The sequence below is a fragment of the Flavobacterium sp. AJR genome, from assembly GCF_002156885.1.
Lineage (GTDB): Bacteria > Bacteroidota > Bacteroidia > Flavobacteriales > Flavobacteriaceae > Flavobacterium.
Map to the genome: position 1 here is coordinate 1 of NZ_NCWQ01000107.1, position 11,679 is coordinate 11,679.

At 32.5% G+C, this 11,679-nt stretch carries 9 protein-coding genes; 6 read left to right on the plus strand and 3 right to left on the minus strand.

The features are described from left to right. Positions 1–108: 108 nt before the first annotated feature. The 5 genes from B8T70_RS21015 to B8T70_RS21035 all read left to right on the plus strand — a co-directional run bounded on the left by B8T70_RS21015 (position 109) and on the right by B8T70_RS21035 (position 6,543). Complete coding sequence (locus tag B8T70_RS21015) at positions 109–2,379, plus strand: cation:proton antiporter (protein WP_086896116.1); 2,271 nt, start codon at positions 109–111, stop codon at positions 2,377–2,379. A 3-nt stretch (positions 2,380–2,382) separates the two neighbouring features. Beyond that, positions 2,383–2,712, plus strand: coding sequence for a multidrug efflux SMR transporter (locus tag B8T70_RS21020; RefSeq protein ID WP_035617362.1), 330 nt, complete (start codon positions 2,383–2,385; stop codon positions 2,710–2,712). A 4-nt stretch (positions 2,713–2,716) separates the two neighbouring features. Then, positions 2,717–3,475, plus strand: coding sequence for a sensor histidine kinase (locus tag B8T70_RS21025; protein WP_039115872.1), 759 nt, complete (start codon positions 2,717–2,719; stop codon positions 3,473–3,475). Further along, complete coding sequence (locus tag B8T70_RS21030; RefSeq protein WP_039115869.1) at positions 3,441–4,160, plus strand: LytTR family DNA-binding domain-containing protein; 720 nt, start codon at positions 3,441–3,443, stop codon at positions 4,158–4,160. The genes B8T70_RS21025 and B8T70_RS21030 overlap by 35 nt, the downstream gene beginning before the upstream one ends. A gap of 112 nt (positions 4,161–4,272) precedes the next feature. Beyond that, on the plus strand, positions 4,273–6,543 hold the full coding sequence (locus B8T70_RS21035) for a cation:proton antiporter (RefSeq protein WP_039115868.1): 2,271 nt from the start codon (positions 4,273–4,275) through the stop codon (positions 6,541–6,543). A gap of 41 nt (positions 6,544–6,584) precedes the next feature. Here B8T70_RS21035 and B8T70_RS21040 read toward each other — a convergent pair whose 3' ends face one another. The 3 genes from B8T70_RS21040 to pyrH form a co-directional block, all read right to left on the minus strand. Next, positions 6,585–9,086 (minus strand): DUF5686 family protein, encoded by a 2,502-nt coding sequence (locus B8T70_RS21040; protein WP_039117894.1) that lies wholly within the window; start codon positions 9,084–9,086, stop codon positions 6,585–6,587. Between the two features lie 105 nt (positions 9,087–9,191). Beyond that, on the minus strand, positions 9,192–9,755 hold the full coding sequence (frr, locus tag B8T70_RS21045; protein ID WP_039117895.1) for a ribosome recycling factor: 564 nt from the start codon (positions 9,753–9,755) through the stop codon (positions 9,192–9,194). Positions 9,756–9,830: 75 nt separating this feature from the next. Beyond that, positions 9,831–10,538, minus strand: coding sequence for a UMP kinase (gene pyrH / locus B8T70_RS21050; RefSeq protein WP_086896117.1), 708 nt, complete (start codon positions 10,536–10,538; stop codon positions 9,831–9,833). Between the two features lie 195 nt (positions 10,539–10,733). Between pyrH and B8T70_RS21055 the strand changes: the two genes are divergently transcribed. Then, entirely contained in the window at positions 10,734–11,342 is a 609-nt protein-coding gene (locus B8T70_RS21055) for a thioredoxin family protein (RefSeq protein WP_086896118.1), read from the plus strand. The last annotated feature ends 337 nt before the right edge of the window (positions 11,343–11,679 follow it).

Genomic DNA, 11,679 nt, shown 5'->3' on the forward strand with positions numbered 1-11,679 from the left:
TAGTCATTTTTTTACAATAAGTTAATTGAAATTGATGCGATTTCTTAGCTACCTTTTCTCATATTTGTATTATTTTTGAGAAAATAATTACATTATTTAAAATATAGGATGAAGAACTACAAAAACGCATTGTTTTATATAGGGGTAACCGGAGGTTTTACAGCTTTAATTTACTGGATCATTACTAAAGGTAAATACTTAGAGGCAAATAAAACAATAGAAGTTGTAGGTACAGGAAAAGGTTCTTGGCAAGATTTTATTTCTTCGATGCAATCTAATTTTCAAGACCCACTAGCCATATTATTAGCCCAAATTATAACAATTATTTTTGTCGCCCGTTTTTTTGGGTGGATTTTCAAACGTATTGGGCAACCATCTGTAATAGGCGAAATTATTGCTGGTATTGCTCTTGGACCATCCTTATTAGGCTTGTATTTTCCTGAATTTGCAATGGCCTTATTTCCTGTCGAATCCTTAGGGAACTTAAAATTTTTAAGTCAGATTGGTTTAATACTTTTCATGTTTGTCATTGGAATGGAACTCGACTTAAACGCATTAAAAAACAAGGCAAATGAAGCCGTTGTAATAAGTCACGCCAGTATCGTAATTCCTTTTGCATTAGGTATTGGGCTCGCTTATTTTGTTTACAACCAATTTGCTCCCGAAGGTGTAAAATTCCTATCCTTTAGTTTATTTATGGGAATAGCCATGAGTATTACAGCTTTTCCTGTTTTAGCAAGAATCGTTCAGGAACGAGGTATTCATAAAACCAAATTAGGTACAATTGTTATCACTTGTGCTGCTGCCGATGATATTACTGCCTGGTGTTTACTTGCTGTAGTAATTGCTATTGTAAAAGCTGGAAGTTTTGTTAGCTCGATATACATCATTTTTCTAGCTGTTATTTATGTTCTGGCAATGTTATATATTGTAAAACCATTCTTAAAAAGAATTGGTGATTTATACGGAGCAAAATCGAATATAGACAAACCTGTCGTGGCAATTTTTGTACTTACTCTTATTGTTTCTTCATACGCAACCGAAGTTATTGGTATTCATGCCCTTTTTGGCGCATTTATGACTGGAGCAATCATGCCTGATGTTCCTAAATTCCGAACCATGTTTATCGAGAAAGTCGAAGATGTATCGGTAATTTTATTACTACCTCTTTTCTTTGTTTTTACTGGTTTAAAAACCGAAATCGGACTTATAAATGATCCTTATTTATGGACAGTAACCGGAATGATTATTTTAGTAGCTGTTGTTGGGAAATTTTTCGGAAGCGCACTTGCAGCTAAATTCGTAGGACAAAGCTGGAAAGATAGCTTAACCATTGGAGCCCTAATGAATACAAGGGGATTAATGGAATTGGTCGTGTTAAATATAGGATTAGAACTCAAAGTGCTAACTCCCGAAGTATTTACAATGATGGTTATTATGGCATTGGTAACTACATTTATGACGGGACCCGCACTAGATTTAATCGATTTTGTGTTTAAAACCAAAGAAGTCCCAGTTCTCGAAGAACCATCAATTAGCAATAAATACCGAATCTTGATTTCGTTTGGAAATAACGAAAGAGGAAAATCTCTTTTGAGATTGGCACATAGCATGGTCAAGAAACAGCAAGATAACTCTCAAGTTACAGCAATGCACTTATCTTTAAGCGACGAGATGCATGCTTTTAATATTGAGGATAAAGAGAAAGATAGTTTCATCCCGCTTGTCGAAGAATCAAAAATTCTTAAACAGGAAATCACCACTATTTTTAAAGCAACTATAGACATTGAAAGTGACATTGCCGACATTGCCAATCAAGGTAATTATGACTTGTTATTGGTTGGTTTAGGACAATCTATTTTTGAAGGAACATTGTTAGGGAAAGTAATTGGTTTTACAACCCGAATCATTAACCCAGATAGACTTATAGACAAATTTATTGGGAAAGAAGGATTGTTCCAGAATTCTCCTTTTGACGAAAGAACCCGATTGATTGTTTCGAAAACTAAAATGCCTCTAGGAATCTTAATCGACAAAGAATTACAAAATGTAAATCAAGTGTTTATACCAATTTTTAGTGTCGAAGATACGTTCTTGATAGATTATGCTCAGAAGCTAATTTTCAATAACAATTCACACATCATGATTCTGGATGTAAACGGAAACATAGAGTCTAATTTTGTAATTAAGAGTGCTATTAGTACCTTAGAGCAAAAATTCCCTAAAAACATATCAATGATGAGCGACCGCATCATCAAAAAGGAATTTCTAGACAAACAAGATCTAATGATTATTAGTCTTGAAAGCTGGAAAGCATTAGTCGACTCCAGAAGCACTTGGTTAAGTAACGTGCCTTCTGTATTAATTATTAAACCCTAAAAAATGAATTGGATTTTACTTATAATAGCTGGGCTATTCGAAGTAGGTTTTGCCTCTTGTCTTGGCAAAGCCAAAGAAACATCCGGAATGGTATCTACCTACTGGATGATTGGATTTTTTGTATGCCTTACCATAAGTATGGTTTTATTATTTAAAGCAACTCAGGTTTTACCTATAGGAACGGCTTATGCTGTCTGGACAGGAATTGGAGCTGTGGGAACTGTTTTGGTTGGGATTTTTATCTTTAAAGAACCAGCTACATTTTGGAGAATATTTTTCTTATCAACATTAATAGCTTCGATTATTGGGTTAAAATTTGTTTCTAGCCATTAATAACATGCAAACAAGCAATACTATAACTAATTCTCTACTAGCAATAATTCTTTTGCTAGTAGTTTTAATTGGTTATATCGTTTATCAGTTAATTCAATCCAGAAAAGCAAAAGAGATAGCCGAAAAGAATTTTTATTTACTTGAGATGAAAGTAAATGATTTGCAATTGGAAACACTGGAATCTAAACTGAATCCGCATCTTTTCAAGAACATTCTTAATTCGATTCAATCACATGCGTATCAAACATATTTTGCTCTGGATAAACTAGCAAATGTGTTAGATTATATTCTTTACGAAAGCAAAAAAAAGCTTGTAACACCAAAAGAAGAAATCGAGTTTGCACTGAATCTTATCGAAATCAATAAAATAAAAATTAGCCCACTTTTTGAATTAAAAGTAAAAACTATTATTGGCGAAGACGAAAAATTGTACGACCAACCTTTACTCGCACCTTTAATTTCTATCGATTTAATCGAAAACGCATTTAAACACGCCGACATACAAAATGCCGATGCTTTTATTTCAGTAATATTCGAATTTAAGGATAACCATTTCTCTCTGACGGTTTCTAATAAAATATCAGATAAAAAAGTATTAAAGAAAGAACGAAGCGGTATTGGAAACACTACATTGGAACAACGATTAAAAATTATCTATAAAAATCAATTCAAACTTGATAAATTTGTAGAGAACGATATTTACATTGCTCATTTAAAAATTAATCTACTTGAATACAAAACTCAAATGCTTACTACTGGATGATGAGTTACCTGGTTTAACTTATCTAAAGATGCTTTGTGAGCAAATTCCAGCATTAGAGATTGTAAAAACGTTTAATAATCCCGAAAAATTACTAGCCGAAATTCCTAATCTCGATTTCGATTTATTAATCTCGGATATCGAAATGCCAGGAATTGACGGATTGAGTCTTGCCAGTTTATTAGAAAATAAATTAATTATTTTTTGTACCGCTTACAAAGATTATGCTGCCGAAGCTTTTAATATTGATGCTGTAGATTATATTACAAAGCCCGTAAAAATAGAACGTTTGCAAAAAGCAATTTCTAAAGCGCTTGAGCAATTCAATAAACCTGAGGCTACAAAAAAATTCATGCACTTAAATACCGACAAAGGCAAAACCTTGTTGTATTTTAACCAAATTCAATACATAAAAACAGCCACAACAGATAGTCGGGACAAAACAGTGCTACTTACAGATGGTAGTTTGCTTACCTTAAAAAACATTAATTTTGATACCCTTTTAAAGCAATTACCTGATGCCCATTTTTGTCGGGTTAATAAAAAGGAAATCATAGCTATGAACGCCATACAATTCTTTAATCACAACGAAATTGTACTGCTTCATCAAAGAAAAAATGGGGAGAATATTACTCTTTCTTTAAGCGAAACGTACCGATCTGACTTTTTACTTAAAGTAAAAATATAAGTTATTACAAAGTTTTTCCGTCTTATTACATCTAACAGGAATTAGCTCTAGATTTTCTTTTTTCCTTAAAAGTCACTTCTCATATTTGCACAATAAATCAAAATGACGTGATATGAAAAACATCAAAAACTCATTATTTTATCTAATAATTATTGGCGGATTTTCGACTTTAATCTATTTGGTAATCTCAAAAGGAAAAGCATTAGAAATAGGAAGAGATATCGTTGTAAAAAAAACAGAAAGTAGCCATTGGAATGACTTCATTTCGGCAATGATCGAAAATCTACAACATCCGCTTGCTATTTTACTTGCCCAGATTATTACAATTATTTTGGTAGCACGTTTCTTTGGGTGGGTTTTTAGAAAAATTGGTCAACCATCAGTAATTGGAGAAATGGTTGCTGGTATTGTCTTAGGACCATCCCTTATCGGAATGTATTTTCCTGAATTTTCAGCCACTTTATTCCCAAAAGAATCCTTAGGAAACCTACAATTTTTAAGTCAGATTGGTTTAATACTTTTCATGTTCGTAATTGGTATGGAACTAGATTTAAAAGTACTTAAAAACAAAGCACATGAATCTGTTGTAATTAGTCATGCAAGTATTGTAATTCCATTTGCTTTAGGACTAACATTGGCTTATTTCATTTATCATACTTTTGCCCCAGTAGGAGTTGAATTTTCTTCTTTCGGTCTCTTTATGGGTATTGCCATGAGTATTACGGCATTTCCCGTTTTAGCTCGAATTGTTCAGGAACGAGGCTTGCAAAAAACCAAACTTGGTACCATTGCCATAACTTGTGCTGCTGCCGATGATATTACTGCCTGGTGTATTCTTGCCGTAGTAATTGCTATTGTAAAAGCAGGCTCATTTACTAGTTCATTATATGTAATAGGATTAGCAATTTTGTATGTAATTGTGATGCTAAAAATAGTTCGACCGTTTTTAAAACGTGTAGGTGATTTAAATTCAACTCGTGAAAGTTTAAACAAACCAGTAGTTGCCATTTTCTTTTTAACGCTTTTATTTTCTTCTTACGCTTCAGAGCTAATAGGAATCCATGCTTTATTTGGTGCATTTTTAGCAGGAGCAATCATGCCAGAAAACAATAAATTCCGTAATATTTTCATCGAAAAAGTAGAAGATGTATCTGTAATACTTTTACTTCCTTTATTCTTTGTTTTCACAGGATTACGTACTCAAATAGGATTATTAAATGATCCTTATTTATGGAAGGTTACAGGAGTAATTATTGCTGTGGCTGTAGTCGGTAAATTCTTCGGAAGTGCTCTTGCAGCTAAATTTGTGGGACAAAACTGGAAAGATAGTTTAGCCATCGGCGCCTTAATGAATACTCGCGGTTTAATGGAGCTAGTGGTCCTAAACATAGGATATGATTTAGGTGTTTTATCTACCGAAATCTTTACCATGATGGTAATTATGGCATTGGTTACTACATTTATGACTGGACCAGCTTTAGACTTTATCAATTTTATCTTTAAAGATAAAAAAACGACTATTCCAGAAGAAATAGGAAACAAAAGCAAATACAAAATTTTATTTTCATTTGATACTCCCGAAAAAGGAAAAACATTATTGCGTATTGCAAATAGCCTGACTAAAAAACAACCTGATAATACTATTGTAACAGCAATGCATTTATCGTTGAGCTCTGAGTTACACTCGTTTGAAGTAAAAGATTATGAAAGAGAAATGCTTTTGCCAGTTATTTCAGAATCTGAAGTTTTAAACCAAAACATGATTAGTCTTTTTAAAGTATCTAATGATATTGACGCTGATATAACCGAAACGGCAAACCAAGGCGAATACGATTTATTATTGGTTAGTTTAGGACAATCTATTTTCGACGGAACGTTGCTAGGTAAAATCCTTGGTTTCACAACCAGAATCGTAAATCCAGACCGTTTAATCGATAAATTCACAGGAAAGGAAGGATTGTTTGAAAATTCACCTTTTGATGAAAGAACAAGGCACGTTATCGCTAAAAGCAAAATGCCTGTCGGAATTTTTATCGACAAAGAATTAGAAGAAATAAATCAGGTTTTCATGCCTATTTTTAGCAAAGAAGATGCATTCCTTATCGAATATGCTAAAAAATTAATTAACAACAATGGTTCCCAAATTACGATTCTGGATGCGAGCGGAGAATTAAAAAGCACCCGGGATATGCAGGAATCTATTCGATCTATTGAACAAATTGCCCCAAATCATATCATGTTAATGTCTGATAGAACTATTAAAAAAGAGTTTTTAGAGAATCAAGATTTAATGATTATTAGTTTAGACAGCTGGAAAAAACTAATCGAATCTCAAAGCACATGGCTTAATAATACGCCATCGGTTTTAATTCTTAAACCTTAATAGTTTAAAAATCCCATTCGTAATGAATGGGATTTTTTTATTTAGATACCTAAATTAAGTACAAAACTCAATTTAACGGCGATATTATCTTCAAATCTAGGTAACTGATTTGGTCCGTAGCGATAGAATCCACTTAATCCCAAACCATTAAATATCTGATTAATTTCTATACCCGATTCAAAAAATCCTTTATTTAACGTCTTGTAGTCAATCCCAACATGTTGTTCTGGATTTTTCATATTTCCCCACGCCATACGCGAGACTAACACTAATGACGGTCTTACTTTCTTGATAATTTTAAATCGGTTAAAACCATGCTTTACCTGAAAAATAGCATATTCGCTGGAGAAAAATTCATTAAAAAACATCGTTTCAAAACTGTTTCTACCTGCAAACGTTATTCTCTGAATCATTGTTTCTTTGGTAATATTATTCGGAGAGGTATTGTATAAGTGTGTAATTGGTACATCGCCCATTGCATATCCTGCTTGCAAGAGCAAACTTGTTTTTTGCCCATTCAGATATTTTTTCTCGTATTCGGTTTTAAAATCTATTTTAGAGAAATTAAAATCGTTTTCCATCACTTTAGGCAATGATTGAGTGTATTGTATGGTAAACTTCGGAAATCTTTTTTCAGTTTCAATTCGCCCGTTTGGGGTTTGCATATAATCACTAAACGGATTCCAAGCCAATGATAACATTGCCGTTGTCATAACATAGTTAGTATACAATCTTCCGTTTAAATTGTAAGCATAGTCAAACTTGGGCTCGATAAAAGAACGCGAAAGCTCAAAAATACTTTCTGTCTTCGGGACAATTCGAGTACCCACATAACTAGCCCAACTAACATAATTATAAAAAGTACTAATGTTTATGGGTCTTGGATCATAGAGTTTAAATACTCTTTTATCTACTGCAAAAACGGTACTTGCAATCTCTCTTACATCATTAGTATATGATGCTCCTACCCATGTATTCGAAAATCTTTCGACTCTTGTAGATAAATCCAGGTTGTATTTAAAGTTACCGTCTTTTGTCCCGTAACCAGTATATCCACCAATCTTATATTTTTTTGAAAACTGCTCATTGGTAACACCTCCTAAACCAAATCGGAATCCTTCGTAATTATTATAACTAAATAGTTTTCTTAAGTCTAAATCGACAACACTTAACGGCAAGTAGCCATTAATAATTTTTCGCCCAAACCTAATTTTGCTTTCAACTCTTTTCTTTAACGAAATACTATCTAATAGCATGTACGTTTTCTGGGAACGAATATCTAAACTATCTTTTCGATATTTATTCCAAAAACTCTCTGGCTTTTTTATAGCATCGTCTGTAATCTCAATATAGATAGATGGATTTTTTATTTCTATTGGTCTATTATAATGAACATCAAAATTGTTGCTTTCGGACATTAGATATGTATAATCCGAAGCTCCTTTTTTTCTATGAATATCTTCTTCTTGTTCTGCATCTCCGTCAAACTGAATTGTTCCTCCAAGAATCTTAATATCATCGTCATTTTTTCCTTTTACGATTTTGAACGTTGTATTCTTTGGAAACCAAATTTTCTCCTCTGGAATATAATCAAACTCATGTATTCCGCTAATGTCGAGTACACCTTTTATACGCATTACCGCTTTTGCAATAGCATAACTATCCTGATCGATATATAGAACTCCTTCCAAGCCTAATTCAGACTTCTTCATTCGGTTTTTAAAGTAAACCATATAAGTTTGCCTGCCTTTTATCATAACCGTATCCAGCAACTTATAACTGTAGTCTTTTAAGGCATCTTTGGCAATTGGGCTGTTATACTTGGTTTCGAAAAGTTCGTAATTAGAATCGTATATAGAAATCGATTGTAGATTAAATGCTATAATTTCATAAATAGGCTGCTTGAAACCTGCCATTTTTGTTCCCAGAATGGTTTCTTTTAGCTTCTTGTTTCCAAACTGATATTGAGATACTTTTTCGGTTTGAAACAAATGCTGTTTGTTAGAAATCTCTTTGAATTTAAAATTAGCAGAATCTACCTTAATAAATCTTCGACCTATAGCTTCTTGCACAAAAATAGAATCTAATCTTGAGTTTATAGAATCGGGATTTGCCGTTACAATTAATTTGTTATAGGTTTTATACTCAAAACTCGTTAATTTTTTTTGTGGGTTATTTTTGTCTTTACTCGCAATTGTTTTTCTGATGATTTCAAGAGCGGGATTCTCGTTTGAGATAACAACTTCTTTTAAAGCATCTGTGGATTCGGCCAGGCTTATTTTATAAAACTTCTTATTAGGCGAAGTATAAATTGTAATTGATGTATAACCTATATAAGAAACCGAAAAATATTCGATACTAGAAATTGATAAGAGTGTAAATTTTCCATCGACATCTGTAATGGTGTTCATACCATCATCTGTGACGATTGTTGCAAAAGGAAGTGGTTTATTGGTAGCGTTTTCCGTTACAATTCCGTTTATCTGGAATTGCGCTTGTATAGAAAGCGTGAAAAACAATGTCAAGAAACACAATAACTTCATACAGAAAACAATATTATAAATTGGCTAGGATACACAAAAGTAAGAATAAAAAAATCCGTCTCGTATAAAATTAACAAGACGGATTTTTTAATCGTTATAAAAAGATTAAACCTTCATGATTTCAGCTTCTTTGTTAGCTAATAATTCATCAATAAGTTTAATATATTTGTTAGTCAGGTTTTGTACTTCTTCTTCTGCGCTTTTGCAAACATCTTCTGAAGTTCCTTCTTTTTCTAGTTTTTTAATATCTGTGTTGGCATCCTTACGAACGTTTCTCACACCAATCTTAGCATCTTCTGCTTCTGATTTTGCTTGTTTTGCCAAATCTCTACGACGCTCTTCTGTTAGTGGCGGAACACTTATGATAATCACATCTCCATTATTCATAGGATTAAAACCAATGTTGGCTACCATGATTGCTTTTTCAATTGTTTGCAACATATTTTTTTCAAATGGTTGCAAAGTAATTGTTCTTGCATCTGGAACACTAATTTTAGCTACTTGCGAAAGTGGTGTTGCTGAACCATAATAATCTACAAAAACACTTCCTAGCATTGCTGGAGATGCTTTTCCTGCACGAATATTTAGAAATTCTTTTTCTAAATGTGCAATAGAATTTGCCATTGATTCTTTAGTGCTATCTAAGATAAATTCGATTTCTTCAGTCATATTTTTAAGTTTTCAGTTTTCAATCTCAGTTTTCAGTTCAAGTCGACAATTGCGACTGTAAACCGTAACTGAATACTATATATTTACTACAGTTCCAATATTTTCGCCTTCGCAAATTTTCAATAAATTTCCGATTTTGTTCATATCAAAAACCACAATTGGTAATTTATTTTCCTGGCTTAATGTAAAAGCAGTAGTATCCATTACATTTAATCCTTTTTTAAGTACATCTTCAAAAGAGATAAAATCAAATTTTACAGCTGATGCATTTTTCTCTGGATCTGAATCGTAAACACCATCTACACGAGTTCCTTTTAAGATAACATCGGCATTAATTTCTATACCTCTTAAAACTGCTGCTGTATCTGTTGTAAAGTAAGGATTTCCTGTACCTGCACCAAAAATCACAATTCGGTTTTTCTCAAGGTGGCGTACTGCTCTTCTTTTAATATAAGGTTCTGCAATTGATTCTATTTTTAGAGCCGTTTGCAAACGCGTTAACATTCCTTTATTTTCCAAAGCGCCTTGTAATGCCATTCCGTTAATTACAGTAGCAAGCATTCCCATATAATCACCTTGTACTCTATCCATTCCTGAACTTACCCCAGAAACTCCTCTAAAAATGTTTCCTCCTCCAATTACAATGGCAATTTCTACTCCCTTTGCATGAATTTGCTTAATTTCTTCGGCATATTCGTCCAATCTTTTTGGGTCGATTCCGTATTGTAAATCTCCCATTAAAGCTTCTCCACTTAATTTAAGAAGAATTCTTTTGTATTTCATTTCTATGTTGCGTTGGTTTGTGCAAATATAGACATATTCTGATTTTTAAAAATAGTGTTTTAAAAAAATTAATTTATCTTCTCTTTTTTGCATAAAACGTCCATTTTAATAATGTATTTAGGACACAACATGACAAAAATCAGCATCAGTTTATATTAAAGCTGTAAATTTGTATTTCATAAAAAAATAAAATTTATGCAAAAATGTATTTCCAACGCCCTGTCCAATAGCTATTCATATATCGAATACCGAAAACTTGTTTCTGATTTATTAGCCGAAGGAAAATCGACTGGACTAGAACAATCCGAAGATTTAACAAATTATAGCAGCTTAAACGAAACTCGAATGAATCGGCTGGAAAAAACAATAAAAATTACCGAAACAACGATTTCTAAGCTACAAAACGTTCACAAAAATTATATTTGGCTCGTTATTTCTGAAGGTTGGTGTGGAGATGCTGCACAATTATTGCCTATTATTTATAAAATGGCAACAGAATCTAAAAACAAAATCAATCTGAAAATTGTACTTCGTGATGAAAATTCTGAGTTAATGAATCTGTTCTTAACAAATGGAGGAAAAGCAATTCCGAAATTAATTATAATCGATAAAGAAAAACTTGAAGTTCTTGCCGATTGGGGACCTCGTCCACAAGGAGCCGTAGACTTGGTAAACAACTATAAAAAAGAATTTGGGGCTTTTGATGAAACTATCAAGGCCAATTTACAATTATGGTACCTTCATGATAAAGGAGTTTCTACACAGGATGAAATCATGGAAATCATGGAAAAACAGGAAGGATAACTAATTGTATTTTTTGCTACAAATCTTAAACACTTACAAAACACAAACTAAAACACTGAAAACAAGGATTATACATCAAAAAAAATATTTATTTTTAATTTATTTTTTGTAACTTGCTGTTATAGTCCCAATTCTATTATTTACTTTTTTATTTGCTCTTTTTATTGGTGTCTATTTATTGTCTAACAATTAAAAAATTCACTATTATGAAAAAGTTATTTGAAAAGTTCTACGATTTTTTTTCGCGATTCTTGTTTGGAGGGAAAAACATATCTCATTATTAACCTCAAAAAACACAATTTATGGAATAGCGATACTTAAAAAAAAGCACATTATA